At 53.7% G+C, this 22,811-nt stretch carries 27 protein-coding genes; 25 read left to right on the forward strand and 2 right to left on the reverse strand.

What is annotated here, in order from left to right:
• The 6 genes from BN3795_RS13470 (at position 1) to BN3795_RS13495 (ending at position 6,957) form a co-directional block, all read left to right on the forward strand.
• A complete protein-coding gene (locus BN3795_RS13470; RefSeq protein WP_068785149.1) occupies positions 1-804 on the forward strand; it encodes a metal ABC transporter permease in 804 nt (267 codons plus the stop codon).
• 31 nt (positions 805-835) lie between these two features.
• Positions 836-1,549, forward strand: coding sequence for a cytochrome c biogenesis CcdA family protein (locus BN3795_RS13475; RefSeq protein ID WP_068785150.1), 714 nt, complete (start codon positions 836-838; stop codon positions 1,547-1,549).
• Between the two features lie 132 nt (positions 1,550-1,681).
• The gene (gene mntR / locus BN3795_RS13480) at positions 1,682-2,107 is read left to right on the forward strand and encodes a transcriptional regulator MntR (protein WP_068785151.1); all 426 of its coding nucleotides are present in this window, start codon (positions 1,682-1,684) and stop codon (positions 2,105-2,107) included.
• Positions 2,108-2,235: 128 nt separating this feature from the next.
• A complete protein-coding gene (locus tag BN3795_RS13485; RefSeq protein ID WP_068785152.1) occupies positions 2,236-3,876 on the forward strand; it encodes a family 10 glycosylhydrolase in 1,641 nt (546 codons plus the stop codon).
• Positions 3,877-4,198: 322 nt separating this feature from the next.
• A complete protein-coding gene (locus tag BN3795_RS13490; protein ID WP_068785153.1) occupies positions 4,199-5,914 on the forward strand; it encodes a proline--tRNA ligase in 1,716 nt (571 codons plus the stop codon).
• 68 nt (positions 5,915-5,982) lie between these two features.
• A complete protein-coding gene (locus BN3795_RS13495; RefSeq protein ID WP_068785154.1) occupies positions 5,983-6,957 on the forward strand; it encodes a patatin-like phospholipase family protein in 975 nt (324 codons plus the stop codon).
• A 47-nt stretch (positions 6,958-7,004) separates the two neighbouring features.
• Here BN3795_RS13495 and BN3795_RS13500 read toward each other — a convergent pair whose 3' ends face one another.
• Complete coding sequence (locus BN3795_RS13500) at positions 7,005-7,331, reverse strand: hypothetical protein (protein WP_068785155.1); 327 nt, start codon at positions 7,329-7,331, stop codon at positions 7,005-7,007.
• A 6-nt stretch (positions 7,332-7,337) separates the two neighbouring features.
• On the reverse strand, positions 7,338-8,336 hold the full coding sequence (locus tag BN3795_RS13505; protein WP_068785156.1) for a DUF1385 domain-containing protein: 999 nt from the start codon (positions 8,334-8,336) through the stop codon (positions 7,338-7,340).
• Between the two features lie 184 nt (positions 8,337-8,520).
• On the opposite strand from BN3795_RS13505, the gene BN3795_RS13510 reads away from it, so the two are divergent.
• The 19 genes from BN3795_RS13510 to BN3795_RS13600 all read left to right on the forward strand — a co-directional run bounded on the left by BN3795_RS13510 (position 8,521) and on the right by BN3795_RS13600 (position 22,770).
• A complete protein-coding gene (locus tag BN3795_RS13510) occupies positions 8,521-9,060 on the forward strand; it encodes a YqhR family membrane protein (RefSeq protein WP_068785157.1) in 540 nt (179 codons plus the stop codon).
• A gap of 89 nt (positions 9,061-9,149) precedes the next feature.
• The gene (gene aroQ, locus BN3795_RS13515) at positions 9,150-9,590 is read left to right on the forward strand and encodes a type II 3-dehydroquinate dehydratase (RefSeq protein WP_068785158.1); all 441 of its coding nucleotides are present in this window, start codon (positions 9,150-9,152) and stop codon (positions 9,588-9,590) included.
• A 35-nt stretch (positions 9,591-9,625) separates the two neighbouring features.
• Positions 9,626-10,699: a M24 family metallopeptidase gene (locus tag BN3795_RS13520; protein WP_068785159.1), complete on the forward strand. Its 1,074-nt coding sequence runs from the start codon at positions 9,626-9,628 to the stop codon at positions 10,697-10,699.
• 161 nt (positions 10,700-10,860) lie between these two features.
• Positions 10,861-11,418 carry an elongation factor P gene (gene efp / locus BN3795_RS13525; RefSeq protein ID WP_068785160.1) on the forward strand — a complete coding sequence of 186 codons (558 nt, stop codon included), beginning with the start codon at positions 10,861-10,863 and terminating at the stop codon, positions 11,416-11,418.
• A 214-nt stretch (positions 11,419-11,632) separates the two neighbouring features.
• On the forward strand, positions 11,633-12,886 hold the full coding sequence (locus BN3795_RS13530) for an aspartate kinase (RefSeq protein ID WP_068785161.1): 1,254 nt from the start codon (positions 11,633-11,635) through the stop codon (positions 12,884-12,886).
• A 139-nt stretch (positions 12,887-13,025) separates the two neighbouring features.
• Entirely contained in the window at positions 13,026-13,292 is a 267-nt protein-coding gene (locus tag BN3795_RS13535) for a YqhV family protein (protein WP_068785162.1), read from the forward strand.
• 126 nt (positions 13,293-13,418) lie between these two features.
• Positions 13,419-14,417, forward strand: coding sequence for a stage III sporulation protein AA (gene spoIIIAA, locus BN3795_RS13540; RefSeq protein WP_068785163.1), 999 nt, complete (start codon positions 13,419-13,421; stop codon positions 14,415-14,417).
• Entirely contained in the window at positions 14,410-14,928 is a 519-nt protein-coding gene (gene spoIIIAB / locus BN3795_RS13545; protein WP_068785164.1) for a stage III sporulation protein SpoIIIAB, read from the forward strand. Before spoIIIAA ends, spoIIIAB begins: the two co-directional genes overlap by 8 nt.
• Before the next feature lie 60 nt (positions 14,929-14,988).
• Positions 14,989-15,192, forward strand: coding sequence for a stage III sporulation protein AC (spoIIIAC, locus tag BN3795_RS13550; protein WP_009225775.1), 204 nt, complete (start codon positions 14,989-14,991; stop codon positions 15,190-15,192).
• 11 nt (positions 15,193-15,203) lie between these two features.
• Entirely contained in the window at positions 15,204-15,593 is a 390-nt protein-coding gene (gene spoIIIAD, locus BN3795_RS13555; RefSeq protein WP_068785165.1) for a stage III sporulation protein AD, read from the forward strand.
• An 87-nt stretch (positions 15,594-15,680) separates the two neighbouring features.
• The gene (gene spoIIIAE / locus BN3795_RS13560; RefSeq protein WP_232729934.1) at positions 15,681-16,820 is read left to right on the forward strand and encodes a stage III sporulation protein AE; all 1,140 of its coding nucleotides are present in this window, start codon (positions 15,681-15,683) and stop codon (positions 16,818-16,820) included.
• A gap of 43 nt (positions 16,821-16,863) precedes the next feature.
• Positions 16,864-17,706, forward strand: a complete 843-nt coding sequence (gene spoIIIAF, locus BN3795_RS13565) for a stage III sporulation protein AF (RefSeq protein ID WP_068785167.1) — start codon at positions 16,864-16,866, stop codon at positions 17,704-17,706.
• A 5-nt stretch (positions 17,707-17,711) separates the two neighbouring features.
• Positions 17,712-18,359, forward strand: a complete 648-nt coding sequence (gene spoIIIAG, locus BN3795_RS13570) for a stage III sporulation protein AG (RefSeq protein ID WP_068785168.1) — start codon at positions 17,712-17,714, stop codon at positions 18,357-18,359.
• A 107-nt stretch (positions 18,360-18,466) separates the two neighbouring features.
• A complete protein-coding gene (locus BN3795_RS13575; RefSeq protein ID WP_068785169.1) occupies positions 18,467-19,261 on the forward strand; it encodes a SpoIIIAH-like family protein in 795 nt (264 codons plus the stop codon).
• A 176-nt stretch (positions 19,262-19,437) separates the two neighbouring features.
• Positions 19,438-19,935 (forward strand): acetyl-CoA carboxylase biotin carboxyl carrier protein, encoded by a 498-nt coding sequence (accB, locus tag BN3795_RS13580; protein ID WP_068785170.1) that lies wholly within the window; start codon positions 19,438-19,440, stop codon positions 19,933-19,935.
• A gap of 79 nt (positions 19,936-20,014) precedes the next feature.
• On the forward strand, positions 20,015-21,358 hold the full coding sequence (gene accC, locus BN3795_RS13585; RefSeq protein ID WP_068785171.1) for an acetyl-CoA carboxylase biotin carboxylase subunit: 1,344 nt from the start codon (positions 20,015-20,017) through the stop codon (positions 21,356-21,358).
• Positions 21,359-21,470: 112 nt separating this feature from the next.
• The gene (locus BN3795_RS13590) at positions 21,471-21,878 is read left to right on the forward strand and encodes an Asp23/Gls24 family envelope stress response protein (protein ID WP_068785172.1); all 408 of its coding nucleotides are present in this window, start codon (positions 21,471-21,473) and stop codon (positions 21,876-21,878) included.
• A 104-nt stretch (positions 21,879-21,982) separates the two neighbouring features.
• Positions 21,983-22,522: an alkaline shock response membrane anchor protein AmaP gene (amaP, locus tag BN3795_RS13595; protein WP_068785173.1), complete on the forward strand. Its 540-nt coding sequence runs from the start codon at positions 21,983-21,985 to the stop codon at positions 22,520-22,522.
• A 14-nt stretch (positions 22,523-22,536) separates the two neighbouring features.
• Positions 22,537-22,770, forward strand: coding sequence for a DUF2273 domain-containing protein (locus tag BN3795_RS13600; protein ID WP_009225785.1), 234 nt, complete (start codon positions 22,537-22,539; stop codon positions 22,768-22,770).
• The last annotated feature ends 41 nt before the right edge of the window (positions 22,771-22,811 follow it).

Below are 22,811 nucleotides of genomic sequence, written 5' to 3' on the forward strand. Positions count from 1 at the left end.
TTGGAGATTTTATCCGCTGACTTTTTTCAAAGAGCGTTGGCCGGCGGTCTGCTGATCGGGCTGACGGCACCGCTGATCGGGATTTTTCTGGTGCTGCGCCGCCTGTCGATGATTGGAGACACGTTGGCTCACGTGACCATTGCCGGGGTGGCCTTAGGTTTTCTGATCGGTGTCTACCCCGTTGGCATCGGCTTGGTATTTGCTGTCGTTGCCTCGTTTGCCATTGAGAAGCTCCGCAAAGCGTATAAAGGGTATGCCGAACTGTCGATCGCCATCATTATGTCCGGGGGCGTCGCGCTGGCATCGCTGTTCTTCACCCTGGGGATGGGTTACAATACGGATGTGGTCAGCTATTTGTTCGGCAGTATTTATACGCTGGATACGACGGATCTGTACGTCGCCTTAGGGGTCACCTTGGTCGTTGTAGTCGTTGTGGCTGCTTTTTTCAAGGAGTTCTTCCTTCTGACCTTTGAGGAAGATGCCGCTGCAGTGAGCGGTCTCCCGGTCAAGCTGTTGAATTTGCTGCTCACGGTTATGACGGCGCTGGTGATCAGCACCGCGATCAAAATCGTCGGCGCTTTGCTGGTCTCGGCCCTGCTGACGATTCCGGCGGCCTGCAGTCTGTTGATCGCCCGTAGCTTTAAGTCGTCCGTTCTATTCTCGGTCATCATTGCCGAAATCGCGGTTGTGGCGGGCTTGGTCGTAGCAGGCATCTGGAATTTGGCGCCGGGCGCGACGATCGTGCTGCTGCTGATCTGTATGTTGATACTAACCTTGCTGGGCAAACGGGGATTATCCGCCTAGCCTAGCCCGCAAGGGTACATAGGGGGTTCTTATGGCTGACATCCATCTCGGGATCGCCTTCGGTGCGGGGATTGCTTCTTTTATCTCGCCCTGCTGTTTGCCTTTATATCCGTCTTATTTGTCCTATATCACCGGGATGTCCGTGCAGCAATTGAGAACGGAGCAGAGCAAGAGGGACGTCCGGTTCCGGACGATGACGCATACGCTGGCGTTTATCCTCGGTTTCTCGGTAGTGTTCTACACGCTGGGCTTTGGCGCCGGTCTGTTTGGGGAGTTTTTTAACCAATACCGCGGGTTAATCCGGCAGCTGTCCGCTATCTTGATTATTTGTATGGGCCTTTTTCTAATGGGAGTCTTCCAGCCGCAGTTTCTGCTCAAAGAACGGAAAATGGACTTGAAATTCAAGCCGGCCGGCTATGTGGGTTCGTTTATTTTCGGCATTGGTTTCTCGGCGGGGTGGTCCCCTTGGTTTGGCCCGATCCTGGCCGCGATTATCGCTTTAGCCGTGACGGAACCGGGAACCTGGATTGGACTCATCACCGCCTATACCTTGGGGTTCGCTTTGCCTTTTTTTGCGCTGGCTTTTTTTATCGGTTCGACCAAATGGATTCTCCGCTATTCCGCCGTCATGATGAAGGTGGGGGGAGCGCTGATGCTGTTGATGGGGGTGCTGCTGTTTACGAATCGCATGGCCCAAATTACGATTTGGCTGCAGCAAATTACCCCCGAATGGCTGAAGTTCTAAGAGGGGACTCGGGAAAAGTGTGCGGATGTGCACTTGCCAACGGACAATCAGAACATGTATCATTAACAGAGTAATGTTAACCTGCGTACATGTTTTGTCCGCGTCAACTCATGGAAAAGAGGGAATCGATAGATGCCAACGCCCAGTATGGAGGACTATTTGGAGCGTATTTACAAACTGATCGACGAGAAGGGATACGCGCGTGTGTCCGATATCGCGGAAGGTTTGGAGGTTCATCCTTCCTCCGTTACGAAGATGATTCAAAAATTGGACAAGGATGAATATTTGATCTACGAGAAATACCGGGGCCTTGTTCTGACCAACAAAGGGAAAAAAATCGGCAAACGGCTCGTGGACCGGCATCAGCTGCTGGAGGAATTCCTCGGCATGATCGGCGTCGACCACGAGAACATTTATAAAGATGTCGAAGGCATTGAGCATCATTTAAGCTGGGATTCCATTACGCGTATCGCAACGCTGGTGGAGTATTTCAAGCGCGACAGCTCCCGGATTCGGGATCTGGAGACGGTTCATCAGGAATTGATCAGCGAGTCATAGAAGAAGCATCTGTCCTTTGAGATAAGGCAGATGCTTTTTTCTTTCCGGAGCGCAACTCTTCCCTTCCACCAGACGTTTAAGAGAGTAGCACGGTTTGTCCGTACATAACGATGATGTGGAGGATTCTGATGAAATTTCGCAATTGGTTTATTCCTTTCCTAGTGTTGCTCTTCTTATGGCCTTATCCCGGAAATGTGCCGGCGGCTGCGGCCGCAACCGATATTCGGATTATGCTTGACGGAGAAGCGTTGTCCACCGATGCTTCGCCGTACATTAAGCCTGGGGTGAACGTCACCATGGTGCCGCTCCGGGTGATCAGTGAGAACCTGGGGGCCCAGGTTGCCTGGTCCCAAGTCAATAAAACGGCGACGATTCAAAAGGACGGCAGTTCTCTCGTGTTGACCTTAGGGTCTTCTGCGGTGCAAGTGGACGGGAGTCCCGTCAACCTGGAAGCTTCCGTAGAAATCAGCTCCGGACGGACGATGGTACCGCTTCGCTTTGTGAGCGAACAGCTGGGGATTGCCGTCGATTGGAACGGGCAGACTCGCATGATTACGCTGACAAGCGGATCTGCGGGAGCGCCGTCGGTTCCCGGGACGGGCGAGGAGGTTCCGCAAGGCGATTTGCCTGAACCTCCGGTTACGGGCGAAACGGCTAACGGGCTGCGCGGCGTTTGGGTATCCACCGTCTCCAACCTGGACTGGCCAAGCAAAAGCTCCTACGGCAAGGCGGAAGCTCAGAAAGCCGAATACGTCAAGCTGCTGGACGAAGTGCAAGCGATGGGGATGAACGCAGTGTTCGTCCAGGTGCGCCCTTCGGCGGACGCCATCTACCCTTCCTCTTTGGTGCCGTGGACCTCTTATTTGACGGGAACCGCCGGCAAGGATCCGGGTTACGATCCGCTGCAGTTCCTCATTGAAGAGACGCACCGCCGCGGCATGGAATTTCACGCCTGGTTCAATCCGTTCCGCGCCAGCACGGGCAGCGACACCAGCAAGCTTCCGGCCAATCACGTGGCGAACCAACATCCGGAGTGGATAGTCAAATTTGATGGCAAACTTTACCTTAATCCAGGAATTCCGGAAGCCCGCGATCACGTGATCAGCGCAATCATGGAAGTCGTGAACGGGTATGAGATCGACGGCGTTCATTTGGATGATTATTTCTACCCGACGGGGGAGACCGCCGCGAAGAAATTTGCGGATGATGCTGCGTTTAAAGCCTATAATGCTAAGAAAATCGCAAACAAGGGCGATTGGCGCCGCGATAACATCAATCAGTTTGTACAGATGCTGGGCCAAAGCATCGACCAGGCCAAACCCAACGTGTCCTTTGGCATCAGCCCGTACGGTGTTTGGCGGAACAAGTCGAGCGATTTGACCGGCTCCGATACAAAAGCGAGCGTAACGGCTTACGACAGCACCTATGCCGATGTTCGGACCTGGATTAATAACGAGTGGATCGATTATGTGGCTCCGCAGATCTATTGGAGTATGACGCGCAAGGAAGTCCGGTATGACCTGCTGGCCGACTGGTGGGCCGGAGAGGTTAGAGGGACCAACGTGAAGCTTTACATCGGCCACGCGCCCTATAAGCTGGGAACGCCGGAGATCGGCTGGTCCAGCGCCCAGGAAATCATCGATCAGCTGGATTACAACCGGCAGGTTCCTGAGATCAGCGGAAGCATCTTCTTCAGTGCCAAGGATTTGCGCAAGAACCCGCTGGGTTTGATCCCGTTGCTGCAATCTTATTTTGGGATGCAGCCTTGACAGGAAGCATTAAATTCGGTAAATTCATTTTCAATATTAGTTCAACGTTCCATCAGCTGTGATCAAGGATTTGAAATTGACGACTGCGTCCTCAGAGAGGAGGCCCTGAAGCTGGAAGGTCTCTGTCGCTCGTGAATTTTTCCCGCCTTGTGAGCTGTACGGGGAGGTTTCCTGTCGAAACTTTAACTCGTACCGGTCGCCAGCCGTTACCTTGGTCTAAGCGCCACAGAATTTTTCAGTGGTGGAATTAGGGTGGTACCACGACACATTCGTCCCTTGACGGATGTGTCTTTTTGTTTTCTAGATGAAGGAGGTCGTTGAAATGCGCCAAAGTCGATTATTGTCTCCAACCTTAAGAGAGGCTCCATCTGATGCCGAGGCGAGCAGCCATCAACTTCTGTTGCGCGGCGGCTATATTCGCCAATTAGCAGCGGGAATCTACACTTACCTGCCTATGGGACGAAAAGTTCTGCATCGAATCGAACGGATTGTGCGGGAGGAGATGGACCGGGTCGGGGCTCAAGAGATGCTGCTTCCCGCAATGCAGCCGGCGGAGCTGTGGCGGGAATCCGGTCGGTATGAACGTTACGGCTCCGAGCTGATCCGCTTCAAGGACCGTAATGACCGCGAGTTTACTCTCGGACCGACCCATGAAGAGGTTATGACTTCGCTGCTGCGGGATGAAGTGAGCTCTTACCGTAAGCTGCCTCTTATCTTATATCAAATTCAAACGAAGTTCCGTGACGAACGGCGCCCCCGGTTTGGTTTGCTGCGCGGGCGGGAGTTCCTGATGAAAGATGCCTATTCCTTTGATCCCGATTGGACCGGCTTGGATCGCGCATACCATGCCATGGTTGCCGCTTATGAAAGAATATTTCAGCGCTGCGGCTTGGAATACCGGGCAGTTGAAGCTGATCCTGGAACGATTGGTGGGGAAGGAGGTACCCATGAGTTTATGGCGCTAGCCGATATCGGCGAGGATCTTGTGGCCGTATGCGGGAATTGCGATTATGCGGCGAATCTTGAAAAGGCAACTTCGGCACCGCCGAGCGGAAGCCAACCGAATCAAGCGCTGGATGGGGCCTTTCCGGAGGAAGTCAATACACCTGACGTGCATACGATCGAACAGTTGTGTGAGTTCTTTCATGAAAGCCCTACACAATTCCTTAAAACGTTGATCTACATCCCTGAGGGAAAAGAACCGATTGCGGTCGTCGTGCGCGGGGATCACGAAGTGAACGAGCTGAAGGTAGCAGCTCGGCTAGAGGTGGATCAGGTGCAGCTTGCTGATCGCGAGACGGTAGAGAAAATAACCGGCGCCCCGGTTGGATATGCCGGTCCGATCGGCCTTAATATCCCGGTGTTCCTGGACAAGGAAGCTTCGTGCATGAACAACGTCATCGCAGGGGCAAATGCCGCCAACACCCATTTGCGCTCGGTCCAACCGACTCGCGATGTGCCGGAGGCAATCGTCGGCGACTTCCGTAACGTTGTTAACGGGGATATCTGCCCTCACTGTCATGAGGGGCGGCTCCACTTGCTGCGAGGAATTGAGGTTGGCCATGTGTTTAAGCTTGGAACCAAGTATAGTGAGCAGCTTGGCGCTGTAGTTTTGGATGCTCAGGGGCGTCAGCAGCCGATGATCATGGGCTGTTATGGAATCGGTCTTTCCCGGCTGATGTCTGCGATCGCCGAACAACATCATGATGAGCATGGCCTGAAATGGCCGGTAGCGATCGCTCCTTACCATGTTCACATCATTCCGATCTCCGTGTCGCATCCGCAACAAATGAACCTTGCCTTGCAGCTGTATGAGCAATTGACTCAGGCCGGCGTTGAGGTCCTGCTGGATGATCGGGAAGAGCGTCCGGGCAGCAAATTCCATGATGCGGATCTGCTTGGGATTCCGTACCGGGTGATTATCGGTAAAACCGCAGATCAGGGCCAGGTCGAATGGGTGGAACGATCCTCGATGAAGCGGGAGTTGATCCCCTTAAATGAAGCAGTACAACGGCTCCATCCGACACAAGTTCTTTAGGCATACGTACAGCCCCTCCCAACATACATAAGCAGTAGACTGAATGTGGGTTGGGGGGAAGGCATCTGATGCTGATGAACGGGGTGTTTGAAGGCGGCGGGGTCAGGGGGATATCGCTGGCCGGCGCAGTCAAGGCAGCCGAGAAGTACGGAGCACGGTTTCATCGCGTAGCCGGAACCTCTTCCGGCTCGATCATCGCTTCCATGATTGCCGCAGGTTATACCGCCGACGAAATGAAAGGTCTTATCCTGACGACTTCATTTTCGAAATTTTTGAAGCGGGCGCCGGTCTTTAATCTGGCGTTGATCGGTCCGGCCCTGCGGGTCTTATTCAAAAAAGGCTTATATGCAGGCGAGGCGCTGGAGGAGTGGATCCGCCAGATTTTGCTGGCCAAAGGGATTCGTACCTTCGGCGATCTTGCCCCGGGGAAGCTGAGCATCATCGCTTCGGACATTACCAGCGGCAAAATTATGGTATTGCCGGACGATTTGGAGAAGATGGGCATCAACCCGGCGACGTTTGAGGTGGCCCGGGCGGTTCGCATGAGTTGCAGCATCCCCTATTTCTTTGACCCGGTCCTGCTGCGGCTGCCGCCTAAGCAAGCGAAAGGCAAACCGTTCGCCGAGCAATTTCTGCATATCGTGGATGGCGGGTTGCTCAGCAATTTTCCGCTCTGGTTGTTTGACCGCGACCAGCCGCGGCACGGAGAGAAGCGGATTCCGACCGTCGGCTTTCAAATGGTGGGGAAAAATACGAATAAGCCGCATGGCATTACCGGGCCGTTTACGATGCTGCAGGCGATCGTAGAAACGATGTTGTCCGCCCATGACGAGCGATACATCGAGCAGTCCAACCGCTATCGTACGATTAAGATTTCGACGTTAGGCATCGGCACGACGCAATTCGATATCAGCGAAGAGGAGAGTCTGCTGCTGTACGAATCGGGGTTCTTGGCGGGAGACCGCTTCTTCGGCAGTTGGAACCTTCAGCAGTATGAGGATCAGTTCAAGAAATACCAGCAAATGTTTACCGCGCACAAATAGAATGAAAAAGGACGTTCCCGTTATTCACGGCAACGTCCTTTTGTCGTTTAATGATACTTAGGCAAATCGTCGTCGTTCTTGCCCTTTTGCCCCTCAATGACTTGGAACGGATACGCTTTGCGTTTACTCTCGCCGCGGGCGGGCTTCCGCTCTGCGGCTACCTTGGCCATCGTACGTGCCGAAGGCTTGATCTTCGGCTGTGACTTCCGGTATTTCCGCGGCGGGAATTTATACAACAGGAAGACAACGCCAACGACAACGACCGGCACGATGATGCTGCCCCACGCGATCTGATGGCTGATAAACAAACCGTCGATCAAGTAAACCGCAACCAGGAGGACGATGACCCAAAACATGATGCCTTGTTTTTTCATGTGACCTCATCCTTTCAAAGGATCCAAAGCCGTACGAACAGGCGTCGGAGTGACGCCAACTTGCTCCCATTGGGCATCCAGCTCGCGCATCCGATTAAACGAAGCAATGGATACTTCGACCTGATCATCGGTCGGCTCCTTTGTCGTTAACAGTTGCAGCCAGAGCCCCGGGTAGCCGAGGAAGCGAAGGACCGGAATGTCGCGAACCGCATTGGTGAACCGCAGCAATTCGAACGAGAGTCCGATGACAAGCGGGAGCAGCAGCACCCGAATGTAGACGCGCTCCCAAAGTGAATCCCAACTGAAAATAGGCAAGGAATAGATGATAACCCCAACGATCACCGTCAGAATAATAAAGCTGCTGCCGCAGCGGTAATGCAGGCGGCTGTATTTTTGCACATTGGCTGGGGTCAATTCTTCACCCGCTTCATAGGCGGAGATGACTTTATGCTCGGCTCCATGGTATTGGAACAACCGTTTGATGACAGGCGTCTGGGACATGAGCCACAGGTAGCCAAGCAACAAGACGATTTTGATCCCCCCTTCAATGAGCGAATGCAGCGTTTGGTTGGCAAAAGCATGCTGGAACAAGTATTGCTCCAGGAGCGCGGGAACCAATGTGAAAATCAACTTGCCTACGATAAAAGACAAGACCCCGACCACGGCTACCCCAAGCAGCATGGTGAGGGAGAAGCCGGATTCCTCCTTCTCCTTCTGTTTGGCGCGTTCCTCCGGATCCATCTCGTCATCGGCCATGGCTTCTGCCGAATAATTCAGGTGTTTGGAACCTTTGGCGCTCGAGTCGACGATGCTGACGATTCCGCGGATCAGCGGGATTTTGCGCAGCCGTTTGACCCAAGCCTTGTCTTCTTTAGGGACCTCCAGAAAACTGATTTCCCCCGTCTTCCGGCGTACGGCGGTCACGTTGACATATTTTCCACCAAACATAACGCCTTCTATAACGGCTTGGCCGCCGTAAATCGTCGGTGCAGATTGTTCAGGCAAAACTTTCACCTTCCTACAATAGATAAGTTTAGTGTGGCGTAAACGGGATAACCTCAAGATTTGTAATGATTCCATTGTAACGGACTTTGCGGGCAAATTCTAGTTGGTTTAGTCTTTTTGGAAATGCGCATACTAATCTTCAAAAAAAGGGATGAAAATATTTCTATAGAAGGGAAGGATGCGAATGACAGCGAACAAAGAGAAACCGCGGACAAGGGTTCAACCCTGGCGGCAGCAGCGGCGGGAAAACACCAACATTTGGAAGTTCTCGCTGGAAATCGGATTTTTTGCCGGATTGATTTGGGGGGGAGTCAAGGGACTGTTTTTCTTTATGTCCTTGACCTCGGTGTTGCCCGGCTATCTGGTAGAGCCCTTCTTCAAAAATTCGTTCCTGCAGAGTCAGGCCGGATATTACGTGGGGTGGTTGTCGTTTATTGCCTTTTCCATTCTGGCGACAATCCTCTATGTGGTGGCATTTCGTAAACTGCGGGGACCTGGTCCGGGGATCCTATACGGCATCGCTTGGTGGGGAATCTTATTCGGGGTGCTGGGGCCGCTGTTTGATCTGATCCCCCCGCTGCGGGAGCTGTCGCGGACCACGATCATCAGCGAGTTCTGCCTGTATCTGTTGTGGGGATTGTTCATTGGTTATACCACTGCGGAGGAATATACGGATGAACGTTCGCGTGAACCGAACAAAGCCCGCGAGAAGGCTCTTCAATAGAAGCTGCTTCAAAAAAGTTATAGCTTCTCAAGCGACTCCCTCGTATGTTAAAATTATTTTTGGTTATTTTTCGGAAAGGGGGAGCCGCCATGTATCGCATCTTGGTCATGAACGGACCGAATTTGAACATGCTTGGCGTGCGCGAGCCCGGCGTTTACGGATCGGAATCGCTCCGTGAGATCGAAGACAAGCTGAAGGCCCTGGCTGCGCCTAATGGGTTGGAGCTATTCTTCTACCAGTCCAACCATGAGGGCGGGCTGATCGACCAAATTCATGCCGCCTTCGGAAATACAGACGGGATTTTGCTGAATCCAGGTGCGTTGACGCATTACAGCTATGCTCTTCGGGATGCCTTAACCTCGGTGAATATCCCCGTAGTTGAAGTTCACTTGTCCAACATCCACGCCCGCGAGGCGTTCCGACATACCTCGGTGATTGCGCCGATCGCCGTCGGTCAAATCTCCGGTTTCGGATCCTATGGCTATGAAATGGGATTGCTGGCGTTGAAGCATCATTTGGAGCGAGGATAGTGAAGTTACTACCTTATAATAAGGGAGAGTTTGGTATGGCGAGTACACGAGTAAATCGGCTCCGCGAAGCGCTTGCATCGCAGCGGATCGAAGCCGTATTGATTACCGGAGAAGTGAACCGCCGCTATTTGACGGGATTTACGGGAAGTTCCGGCTATGTCCTGATTACGCCGCAGAAGGCATGGTTGTTGACGGACTTCCGTTATTTGACGCAGGCGGCCGAACAGGCGCCCGGATTCGAAATCGTAGATCACGGGGCTTCGGTCACCGGAATGATTCAAAGCCTGATGACGCAAGAAGGCATCGATCGACTCGGATTTGAAGAAGAACAGATGGTGTTCGCGACCTATCGGACTTATGAGCGCGAGCTTACGCCGATAACGCTTGTTCCGCTGAGCGGTCTGGTTGAAGAACTGCGTCTCTTCAAGGACGCGGAGGAACTGGCTGTCCTGAAGGAAGCGGCTGAATTGGCAGACCGAACCTTCCTGCATATGCTAGACGTTCTGAAGCCGGGAATGAGCGAATGGGACGCTGCGCTGGAACTGGAGACGTTCATGAAGAAGAACGGCGCGACCGGCCCTTCGTTCGATACGATTATGGCTTCCGGAGAGCGCTCCGCATTGCCGCACGGCAGAGCCAGCGAACGGATCATGCAGGCGAACGAGCTGGTTACGATGGACTTCGGCGCGTTGTACAAAGGCTATTGCTCCGATATCACACGGACGGTCGCCTTGGGAACGCCAAGCGCCAAGCTGCGTGAAATTTATGATATCGTCCTGGAAGCCCAGCTTCATACCCTGGAATTCATGCGGCCGGGCATGACCGGACGGGAAGCCGACGCTTTAGCGCGTGATGTGATTACCCGTTACGGTTACGGCGAGCAGTTCGGCCACAGCACCGGGCATGGCCTGGGCATGGAAGTGCATGAGGCGCCGCGCGTATCCAAAGCGAGCGATACGGTGCTGAAGCCGGGGATGGTCGTCACGGTGGAGCCGGGGATTTATTTGCCTGGCATCGGCGGCGTTCGCATCGAGGACGATGTGGTGATCACGGAGACCGGAATCCGCCGGTTGACGGAATCGACGAAGGAATTTATCTCGCTTGGTTAAATCAGGGTTGCCGCCGGTCCACATCGGGTCGGACACCCGGCTGTTGCATCGTTTCGCAGGGAACTCCAAACGTGGGGGAACAGCAACTAACGTGGGCAGCTTGAATTTTGGGTATTTTTCAATTTTAATAGAGATGTTAACCCACTTGAGGAGGTACTTTTGTGATTTCAGTAAACGATTTTAAGACAGGCTTGACCGTCGAGGTGGACGGCGACATTTATACGGTGCTGGAGTTCCAACACGTGAAACCGGGGAAGGGCGCTGCATTCGTCCGCTCCAAGCTGAAAAACCTGCGTAACGGCAACACGGTGGAAAAAACGTTCCGTGCCGGCGAGACGATCGGCCGGGCTATGATTGAAAACCGCGACGTGCAATACCTGTATGCCAGCGGTCAAGAACATACGTTCATGGACAACGAGACTTACGATCAATTCACGTTGACTTCGGATCAGTTGGAATGGGAACTGAACTTCCTGAAAGAGAATATGAACGTGAAGATCGTCAGCTACCAAGGCGAAATTCTCGGGATCAACCTGCCGAACAGCGTTGAGCTGAAGGTCGTTGAAACCGAACCGGGGATCAAAGGCAACACGGCTACCGGCGCGACCAAAAATGCGAAGGTCGAAACCGGCCTGAACGTACAAGTGCCGCTCTTCATTAATGAAGACGACGTGCTCTTGATCGATACGCGCGAAGGCAAATATATTTCGCGGGCATAACTTGAACCGGCAGTAGTAAGGTACAAGGCTCCGCCAGCAGCGGGGACTTGGCCATCCAGCGGTATCCTCCACCTGACTTGGGTGGGGGAATTTTTGTTAATATCCGCAAAACCATTGACGAACTTCGGGTCTTTCGTATTATACTGGTTTAAAGCGTTACTGGATTCAATGGGCTGAACGCTCCGAATTGGGGCACCATTAGGGAGGGTCTGACTTGGCTTTATACGTGATGAAATTTGGAGGCAGTTCCGTAGGCGATACGGAACGCATGCAGCGCGTCGCCCGGCGCGTGGTGGAGAAACAGCAGGAAGGGCATCAGGTCATGGTCGTGGTCTCCGCGATGGGCGATACAACGGACGATTTAATCGATCAGGCGAAGCTGCTGAATCCGAATCCGCCTTTGCGTGAAATGGATATGTTGATGACGACCGGTGAACAAATCTCTATCGCTCTTTTGGCGATTGCCATTGATGCGTTAGGGGGGAAGGCCGTTTCTTATACGGGCTGGCAGGCGGGCTTCCGTACGGAAGCGGAGCATGGAAGAGCTCGGATCACTGATATTCAGCCGGAGCGGGTGCTGAAATCGCTCGAAGAGGGAAAGATCATTATCGTTGCCGGCTTCCAGGGCATGACCGAAGATGGGGAGATTACCACGTTCGGGCGCGGTGGTTCCGACACGACGGCGGTGGCTCTGGCTGCGGCAACGGGGGCGGATTATTGCGAGATTTATACGGATGTGGACGGGGTATATTCGACGGATCCGCGGATCGTGAAGAACGCCCGCAAGCTGAACGAAATCTCGTATGACGAGATGCTTGAGCTCGCCAACCTGGGCGCGGCGGTTCTGCACCCCCGTGCGGTGGAGTACGCGAAGCACAACAAGGTCCGTCTCGTAGTTCGCTCCAGCTTTAACTATCATGAAGGTACGGTCGTGAAGGAGGAAGTCAATATGGAACAAGGTGTGGTAGTCAGCGGGATCGCCTATGACAAGAACGTGGCCCGAATCAGCATATTAGGCGTGTCGCATGTCCCCGGCGTGCTGGCGAAGGTGTTCGGCTCCCTGGCCGAAGCGAAGATCGATGTGGATATTATCGTCCAAAGCGGTGTAACGGACGGCAAAGCAGATTTCTCCTTTACGGTAGCCCTGTCGGAATGCGACAAAGCGGTGAAGGTGCTTGAAGGCATTCGCGCCGAGCTGCCTTATGAGAAGGTCACCTCTGAAGAAGGGCTGGTGAAGGTGTCGATCGTAGGTGCCGGAATGGTCAGCCACCCGGGCGTTGCGGCGCAAATGTTCGACGTGATTTCGAAGCAAGGCGTAAATATTGAAATGGTCAGCACCTCGGAAATCAAGGTGTCCTGCGTCATCGACGGCAGCAAGTTGAACGAGGTCGTGACCGCCCTGCATACAGCCTACGGCCTGGATGCGGAAAGCACCGCTTTCGTTGGCGGACCGAAGGATCGCCGCTAAGCTGCGATAACTGAATATATCAATTGCACCGTGAGAATCCCCTGAAGCTATGGCTATGGCTTCGGGGGATTTTTTTTTAATAAATAGAGAAATTCGGGCATATCGTTAAGAGAACAGATGGGACAAGAAGGAGGTACATATGCTTGATAAATTTGTGACCAGTATGGCGGCATTGCGAATCTTCTCGGGAACGATCGAGATTTTGGCGGCGCTGCTGATGCTGAAGCTGGGCAGAGTGGACAAGGCGCTGGCCGTGAATTCCGCGCTGGCGTTCGTGGGTCCAACCATTCTCCTCGTCACTACGTCTATCGGACTCGCCGGCATCGCCGACAAATTGTCCTGGGGGAAGATGGTATGGATTGGCTGCGGGGTGGCTTGTCTCTTAATCGGGATTTTGAAGAAATGATAGATTTCCCTAGCATAATGGCAAAGTACAAGCATACACATGTGATATAGCAAAAAACAATTCAATTAAGAGAAAGCTTTAGGCGGTATGGACATGCACGAAAGTAAGAGTTTTGGGGGTGCGTCTATGAACCCGAGTTGGTTGACCGTATTTCCCGACAATCTCCGGGCTCTACTGCTCAAGCTCCCGCCCTCTATCTTTCCGGGTTTAGAAGAAATTCGCATTCGGGAGGGCCGGCCATTGGAGATTAACGCGGAAGGCCGGTATTATTTCCTGACGCCCGACGGAGAGATGACGAGGAATCCGGATGCCGCGTACAAGCCGAGCAAGCAGGACGGCAATCGCCTGCTCGATCTCATCACCAACCATTCGCTGTACACGATGGAGGAAGAGCTGCGCAAAGGGTTTATCACGATCGCCGGCGGCCATCGCATTGGATTGGCGGGCAGAACCTTGCTTAGCGGGGGAAAGGTGGAGCACCTTCGAGATATTAGCGGGTTTAACATGCGGATCGCCCGGGAAATCCGGGGGATTGCCGATCCGATCCTGCCGAAGCTGCTGGACTTCCGGCATAAAACCGTGCATCACACTTTGATTCTGTCGCCGCCGCAGCAAGGGAAAACGACCTTGATTCGCGATCTGGCCCGCCAGATCAGCTGCGGTACCTGGGGACATCCCGAAGCGTCCTGGCCGGGACTGAAGGTCGCGGTGATTGACGAGCGTTCCGAGATCGCCGGCAGCAAACGGGGGGTACCGGGTTTTGACGTCGGTCCCCGCACCGACGTGATGGACGGATGCCCGAAGGCGGAGGGGATCATGATGATGATCCGATCCATGTCGCCGGATGTGATCATCGTTGATGAGATCGGCCGACCGGAGGATGCCGAGGCCTTGGCCGAAGCGCTCCATGCCGGAGTGCGGGTGATCGCCACAGCACACGGATCAAGCGTGGACGATTTGGCGGCCCGCCCGGCGTTGTCCAAGCTGGCCGAGAGCTCCTTCTTCCAGATGTATGCGGTGCTTGCACGAACGGAGAAGGGACTGGCTTTCAAGCTGTGGGACGGCAAACGCCGAGGAATCCCGCCAGCCGCACCCGGCTGGAAAGGGAGGGAAGAGCATGCTTAAGATGTTCGGAGCTGCGCTCGTCCTGCTGACCGCCACATTGGCGGGTTGGCTGCAGGCCAGGCAATTCGCCGCCCGGCCAAGCCAAATTCGGCGGCTTATCCTCGCGTTGAAACGGCTGGAGACCGAGATCATGTACGGCTTCACGCCGCTGCCGGATGCGCTGCGCCGAATCGGCGAGCAAAGCGGGGAACCGATCCGGGCCATCTTCGTCCATGCGGCGGACAATATGGGCGCGGCCCAGCCGTGGACCGCCCAGGAAAGCCTGGAGCATGCCGTGACGAAGCTGTGGAAATATACCGCCATGAAGGCGCCCGAGCAGGAGGTCATTCGGCAGCTCAGCTTAACGCTCGGGACAAGCGACCGGAAGGATCAATTGGGTCATCTGGCTACGGCGGTGCGGCAGCTGGAGAGCGAGGAAGCCGCTGCACGGGAAGAACAAGCCCGCTATGAGAAAATGTATCGAAGCTTGGGTCTTTTGTGCGGAGCGTTCATCGTTATTTTGTTCTACTGAATACCATTTCCCTCCACGGCTGATTGCCGCCTGTGAAATCGTTAGTGAGGTGCCAAGTCAATGAACATAGAAGTGAACGCTATTTTTCAGATTGCGGGCATCGGTATTATTATCGCCATGATCCATACGGTGCTGAAACAGATGGGGAAAGAGGACATGGCGCATTGGGTGACGCTGATCGGGTTCGTGGTCGTCCTGTTCATGGTCATTCGGCTGCTTGACAGTCTGTTTCAGGAAATCAAATCGATCTTCTTATTCCAGTAGGTGAGCGCACCGTGGAAATCATCCAAATTGTAGGGCTTGGGCTCATCGCAACCGTGCTGGTCCTGGTCGTCAAGGAACAAAAGCCGATGTTCGCTTTCCTGATTGCCGCGAGCACGGGCGTTCTGATATTTCTGTACCTGATCGGTAAAATCGGAGGAATCATTGAGGTCTTGGAGGATCTAGCTGATAAATCCGGCGTCCAGATGATCTATTTAAAGACGATTCTGAAAATCATCGGGATCGCCTATATCGCCGAATTTGGCGCTCAGATCGTAAGGGATGCCGGGCAAGAGAGCATCGCCAGCAAGATCGAAATGGCGGGAAAGGTGCTCATCATGGTGCTTGCCATTCCGATTATCAGCATCATTATCGAGACGGTCATCAAGCTGCTGCCGGCTTAGAAGGTTGCTTCGGATTGGGGAGAAGGACTTATGCTCACTACGAATGAACGATGGCGCGGCCCTACGCTGTTCCTAATCTTGCTAGGGATGCTGCTGTACGGATACATGCCCGTTATCGCCTCCGCGGAAGGGGAAGGAGATAATTGGATCCAGCGCCAAGCTGAGGATCTTCCCACCGATCAGGTCGAACGATATTGGCAGCAACTCATGAAGGATTACGGCGGTTTTTTCCCGGATCAGAAGGTCCCGTCTTTTATGGATATGCTCCTGCAGCAGGATCAAAGCTTCAGTCTGAAATCGGGACTGGGCGGTCTGATGCGGTATATGTGGCATGAAGTGCTGTATAACGGGCACATTCTGGTCACCATCGTGCTGCTCTCCATCTTCAGCATGATTCTGGAAACCCTGCAAACGGCGTTTGAACGCAAGCAGGTCAGTAAAGTCGCTTATTCGATCTGCTATATGGTGATTCTGGTGCTCGCGATCAACAGCTTCCATGTTGCAATCACCTATGCCACGAATGCGATCACCGGAATGATCGACTTCATGATGGCGATGGTTCCGCTGCTGTTCATGCTTCTGGCTTCGCTGGGGAATGCGGTGACGGTTACGGTAACCCATCCGTTGGTCGTCTTCATGGTTCACGCGGTTGGAACGACCGTGCACACGATCGTGTTCCCGCTGCTGTTCTTCTCGGCCGTGCTGCACATCGTCAGTTCGTTGTCCGACAAGTACAAGCTCACTCAACTGGCGAATCTGCTGCGAACGGTCAGCATGGCTTTGCTGGGAGTACTGCTCACCGTCTTCCTCGGCGTAATTTCCGTTAAAGGCATCGCTGGGTCGGTGGCGGACGGGGTGACGCTGCGGACGGCCAAGTATCTGACCGGCAACTTCGTGCCGGTGGTCGGCAAGGTGTTCGCCGATGCGACGGACACGGTCATCTCGGCTTCCCTGCTCGTTAAAAATTCGATCGGCCTTGTCGGGGTCATCATCCTGTTGTTCCTCTGCGCATTTCCGGCGATCAAGATCATCACGTTGGCGCTGATCTTCAACCTGGCGGCGGCGGTGATGCAGCCGCTCGGCGATTCGCCGATCATCACTTGCCTGGAGACGATCGGCAAGAGCATGCTGTATGTTTTTGCAGCGCTGGCGGCGGTGGGCATGATGTTCTTCCTGGCGATTACGATCATGCTGACCGCCGGGAATATCACCGTCATGATGAGGTGAACTCCGGGAGCAAGTAACAACTTATAAGGGGTGGTGATCATGGGTGGACTGGTTGGCGGAGTGGCTGAAAGAAATTATCTTCATCGTGCTGATTGCGGTGTTTATCGATTTGCTGCTGCCCAACCGCGCGATGGAGCGCTACGTCAGATTCGTGGTCAGCCTCCTGATCCTGTTGACGCTGTTGTCCCCGGTGATGCGATTCTTCGCGGCGGATGCCAAGGATCAGCTCGAGGCTGCGTTCTCAGCCAGCTGGGACGGTCTGGGCAGCGACTCCCAGAGCCAAAGCACAGAGGCCATTCTGCAGCAAGGCGAGAAGCTGAGACAGAAACAGGAATCCGAAGCGCTCGCCTGGGCGGGAGAAGAAGCGTCTAGGCAAATGAAGGAGCAAATCGAACGGACGACAGGCCAGCAGGTAGATCGAGTCACCGTCAAACTGAGAACAGAGCCTGCACGAGCTCAGGCCACAGGGGAAACCAATCCGCATGCTGCCGAGCCGGTCATCTCCTCCGTTGAGGTCGTTATGGCGCAGGTGAAGCAAGAAGAGAACGCGGCAGAAGCCGGTGCAGCCGGACGGGGGCCGGAGGTATCGATCGCACCGGTAGAAAAAATAAAAGTCAGCGTAAAGACAACCGATCCTTCCGGCAAGGCCGGCAGTTCGGACGGGATTGCCGAAACGCCTAGCGACGCGGCCATGGCATCCGGTGACGACGCGTGGGATGAAGCGACAGGAGAAGCCGGGGATAAGGCAACGGAAGATACCCGGCCGGCGGCAGCCGCATTGGTTTCGCAAATCGAACAATTGCTTCAGGTGAACTGGGGCGTGGATAGAGAGGCGGTAAAGGTCCTTGGGACCGCAAGTCTAGACGGCGGAAATGCCGGGAGGTGAGGAAAGTGCCGGGATGGTTGAAGAAATTGGAGCAATGGCTGGGCCGGGGAGCGGAGGGCAAAAAAACGGCAAGTACATTTCGCTGGCTGCTCATTCTCGGGTTGGTCGGAATTGCCATTATGCTGTTCAATTCCTTCGTCAACGTGAAGCAACTGGATACGAACGGCGAGGGGAGCCGCGAACCGCCAATGATGCAGGACATCTCCGGTTCGCCCGGAGCTTTGGGCGGAACGGGGGAAGATGAGTTCAGCAGCATCGAAATGGCGCTTGAAAGCAAAACCAAGGAAATTCTGGAGAAGATCGTTGGCGTTGGCGCGGTGGACGTACTTGTCACGATCGATTCGACGGAGGAAATCGTGGTTCAGCGGAACATCAAAGACTCCCAGGAGTTAACGGAAGAAAGCGATGCGGACGGGGGCAAACGGCACATCACCCAATATACCCGGGACGGTCAAATCGTCACTTACGAGGCTTCCGGCAGCGAGCAGCCCATCGTTACCAAGAAGATCAAACCGAAGGTGCGCGGGGTGCTGATTGTAGCCCGGGGAGCCGAGAATAAAACGGTGAAAAGCTTGATCGTGGATGCCGTTGAGAAGGGGCTGAACGTCCCTGCCTATCAGATCTCCGTTGTACCGCGCAAGCAGTCTCAATGATCAGAATCGCTATCAGGGTTGAAGTAACAAGAATCAAGAGTCAAGAATCAAATTACAAGTTTGAGGGAGCACTTCTTTCATTTTAAATTTTTAGGAGGAATTCCATTATGAAATCCAAAAGACAAACGATTTGGCTGGTATCCATGCTGAGCTTGATGGTCATCTTATCCGCCTACTATTTATTTACAGAGGACGGTCCGCAAACTTCGACGCCAACCGACGGACAGCAGGTCAGCACGACAAATAACGGCATGGCCGGAAATGCGGCAGGGGACGACGTTATTCTGTCGGAGGTTACAACGGACGGCGGTGAGAACAGCAGCGTCATCACGGACGATACCGCGGCGGCAGATCCAGCCGATCAAAGTGCTGAAGACAGCAACGCCGTAAATCCGGATGCGGCCAAAAGCGAGGATAATGCGGCGGCCGAGGATCCCCAAACAACGGACTCCGATAAGGCAGCGGAAGGCAAGCCGGCTGCGAATGACGGCCAGAAGCCAGCCGCCACGGATGAAGAGGTGCTGAATCAGTTGGAAGCTCAAGGCGTATCTTCCGCAGACACGCTGAATGCTTACCAATTCGCCCGTACGCAAGAGAACATGAAGAAGCAGGAAGAGCTGATGCAAGCGATTAGCGATGAGAACAAAACGTTGGACGAAGCTGCTATGGCTCAACAGGAATTAAGCGCCTTGGAGGAGAAGGAAGCGAAGATTTATGACATCGAGGAAAGACTTAAACAGCAATATGCGAATGCGGTTGTAACCGAAGCGGACGACAAATATAAAGTGGTCGTCGTCAGCGAGAAGATGGAGGCCAAGGAAGCCGTCAGCATCATGGACTTGGTGATCAAGGAACTTGACGTATCCCAGGATAAAGTCAGCGTACAATACGTTAAGCAATAAGGAATCCAGCTCTATAAACAAGCGAACCGAAAGTTCCAATCGTAGGAAGGGTCCGAGGCAACTTGGACTCTTTCCATTTTGATCGATTATGATATAATACATAAAGTTATGAGCCGAGAAGGCTTATGGTTTAAGGCCAAGGCTTTTCCTACAAAGCTGAAGGAGAGAGTGAGAATATGTTTAAGCTGAGTGAAATCAAAGAATTGATCGAACTGCTGGACCAAACGTCCGTGCATGAACTAGAAATCGAAAATGAAGGCGCTCGCTTGTCCATTCGCAAGAACGGCGTGAGCGAAGTCGTTCACGTGCAGCCGCAGATGGTTGCCGCTGTTCCGCAAAATATTTCGGCTGCCGTACCGGCTCCGGCCCTGCAAGAAACGGCACCGGCACCTCAAGCGGCCGAAGCGTCCCGCTCTGCTGCGCCTGCAGCTAACCTACATACCATAGCTTCGCCGATGGTCGGGACGTTCTATCGTTCTTCCTCGCCGGAAGCCCAGCCTTATGTGAACATCGGCGACAAAGTCGGCGAGAAGACGACGGTCTGCATCATCGAAGCGATGAAGCTGATGAACGAGCTGGAGGCGGAAGTCAAAGGCGAGATCATCGACATCCTCGTGGAGAACGGGCAGATGGTTGAATACGGGCAGCCTCTCTTTTTGGTGAAGCCGGAGTAATGCGCGGAGTACCGGCTAATGCTTGATGCAGCTTCAAGGGCCGCTACCCTAGCTTTCCAAAGGAGGATACGAGAATCTCATGAAATTTCATAAAATATTGATTGCCAACCGCGGCGAGATCGCCGTGCGGATCATTCGCGCTTGCCGCGAGCTCGGTATTTCCACCGTAGCGGTCTATTCCGAAGCGGACAAGGATTCCCTGCACGTACGACTGGCCGACGAGGCTTATTGCATTGGACCAACTTTATCCAAAGACAGTTACTTGAATCTGACCAATCTGATGAGCGTAGCGACATTGACGGAGTGCGACGCCATCCACCCCGGTTACGGCTTCCTGGCAGAGAATGCCGACTTCGCGGAAATTTGCGGATCCTGCAACATTACGTTCATCGGCCCTTCTCCGGAAGCGATCACCCGCATGGGGGATAAAGCGATGGCGAAGCAAACGATGAAGGAAGCGAAGGTGCCTGTCATCCCCGGCTCGGACGGTCTGATTGAAGATCTGGATGAAGCGGTGATGGTGGCTCGCGATATCGGATATCCGGTCATCATTAAAGCGACGGCCGGCGGCGGAGGCAAAGGGATTCGCATTGCCGAAGACGAGGAATCCTTGATTAAGCAAATTACAACGGCTCAGCAGGAAGCGCAAAAAGCTTTCGGCAATGCCGGCGTGTACCTCGAGAAATACTTGACCGGCATGAAGCACGTGGAAATCCAAATTATCGCCGACAAGCACGGCAATGCGGTATACCTGGGCGAACGCGACTGCTCGGTGCAGCGCCGCCGTCAGAAGCTGGTCGAAGAAGCTCCTTGCCCGGTACTGTCGCCGGAGAAACGGCGGGAAATGGGCGAGGCCGCAGTTCGGGCCGCGCAAGCGGTTAACTATTCCGGTGCGGGAACGCTGGAATTCCTGTTAGGTCAAGATGGACAATTTTATTTCATGGAAATGAACACGCGGATTCAGGTGGAGCATCCGGTCACCGAAATGGTCACCAACGTCGATTTGATCCAGGAGATGATCTCTGTCGCTGAAGGCAATCCGCTGTCCTTCACCCAGGAGGATATCAAACTGAACGGCTGGTCGATCGAATGCCGGATTAACGCTGAGGATCCGGCGCGCAACTTCATGCCGTCTCCGGGCAAAATCGGGTTCTATTTGCCGCCGGGCGGACCCGGCGTTCGCGTTGACAGCGGGGCTTATCCCGGATATACGATTTCGCCGCATTACGATTCGATGATCGCCAAGCTGATCGTTTGGGGACCTACGCGGGAAGAAGCGATCGCGAAAATGAAGCGGGCGTTGTCTGAGTTCGCGATCGAAGGCATTCATACCACGATCCCCTTTCACCAGAAGCTGCTGGAGCATCCGACCTTTATCAAGGGTGACTTCGATATCAAATTTCTGGAAGAAAACGAGATATAGAAACCCGCCGCAAGTTTGTCATAATGAACCCAAAATGATATAGTATGTATAATAAGTGCGCGGTTTCTATCGTAAGAGCAGCGTCATACTTATTGAGAGGTGGATGAATAGAATGAGCACTTTGCCAACGGAATTCGAACGTACGGATATTGGTGAAATTCAAATTGCCCCGGAAGTCATCGAAGTGATCGCTGGACTGGCTACCGTTGAAGTGAAAGGCGTTGCCGGAATGAGCGGCGGATTCGCCGGCGGCATCGCAGAGTTGCTGGGAAGAAAGAACCTTTCCAAGGGCGTTAAGGTGGAAGTTGGCCAACGTGAAGCTGCGGTGGACGTATCCGTTATCGTCGAGTACGGCAACCGTCTCCCGGAAGTCGCCTCGGAAATCCAGCGCAATGTTAAGCGTTCCATCGAAACCATGACGGGGCTGAATGTCGTTGAAGTGAACGTACAGATTCACGACGTCATTTTCAAAGCGACCGAACGTGTGGAAGAAGTGGAAGCGACTCATCGCGTGAAATAAAGCCTTGTTATGAACCCCCGACCGCTTCCCAGGTCAGGGGGTTTACTGTAATTTTCAGCTGGGACAAGCTGAAGCAAACCTCTATTAAGGAGGCAATACCTGTCGTGGCCAAAATTTTAGACCGAATTTTGATGTTTATTTACAGCTTAAGCATCGCGATCCTCTCTGTATTCGTCATTCTATTGCTCACGGATGCGGTTCCTCTGAACCTGAAAGTCCTGGAGCAGCAACCGTTTTATATCGGTACCTGGGTTGCAGCGATCGTACTGCTGCTCATCAGCATTCGTGTTTTTTACATAGCGATCAGCAGGGACCGCAGCTCGGCGACTTCAATTGATCAGCGGAATGAATACGGCGATATCCAAATCTCGGTGGATACGATCGAGAATCTGTCTTATAAAGCCGCCTCCCGCGTGCGCGGCATCAAGGAAGTCAAGACGCGGATTCGGATCATGGAGTCGGGACTCGAAATCGTGGTTCGTGCGCTGGTTGATGGAGAAACGTCAATTCCGGCATTGACGGAGGAAGTTCAGCGGCAGGTTCATGACCATGTCGAGGAAATCACGGGGATTCCCGTCTCCTATGTCTCGGTTTATATTGCCAACCTGGTCCATTCGCCGGTCATCAAAAGCCGGGTTGAATAGGGGTGAGCAGCGGGGTGTTCTGGAAGCAATTGTGGGAGAGTCACAAAGGACGCCTGCTTGGTATTGCGGCGGCCGTGTTTTTATGCCCGATCTATCTGTTTTTCGGATTCTGGAATATGTTGTTCTGCGCCTTGCTGCTGTTTATCGGTTATACCATCGGCAAGCAGAAGGACTTGGAGGGGGGCCCGCTGTTGCCTTGGGGCACCATCTGGGAATGGCTGTCTACGCGCTGGCGTCCCTTTAAATGAGAATTCGAATTCCTCATTACCGTTTCCTGTGATATGCTTAC

Origin of the sequence: Paenibacillus phocaeensis (genome assembly GCF_900021165.1) — a bacterium.
Lineage (GTDB): Bacteria > Bacillota > Bacilli > Paenibacillales > Paenibacillaceae > Fontibacillus > Fontibacillus phocaensis.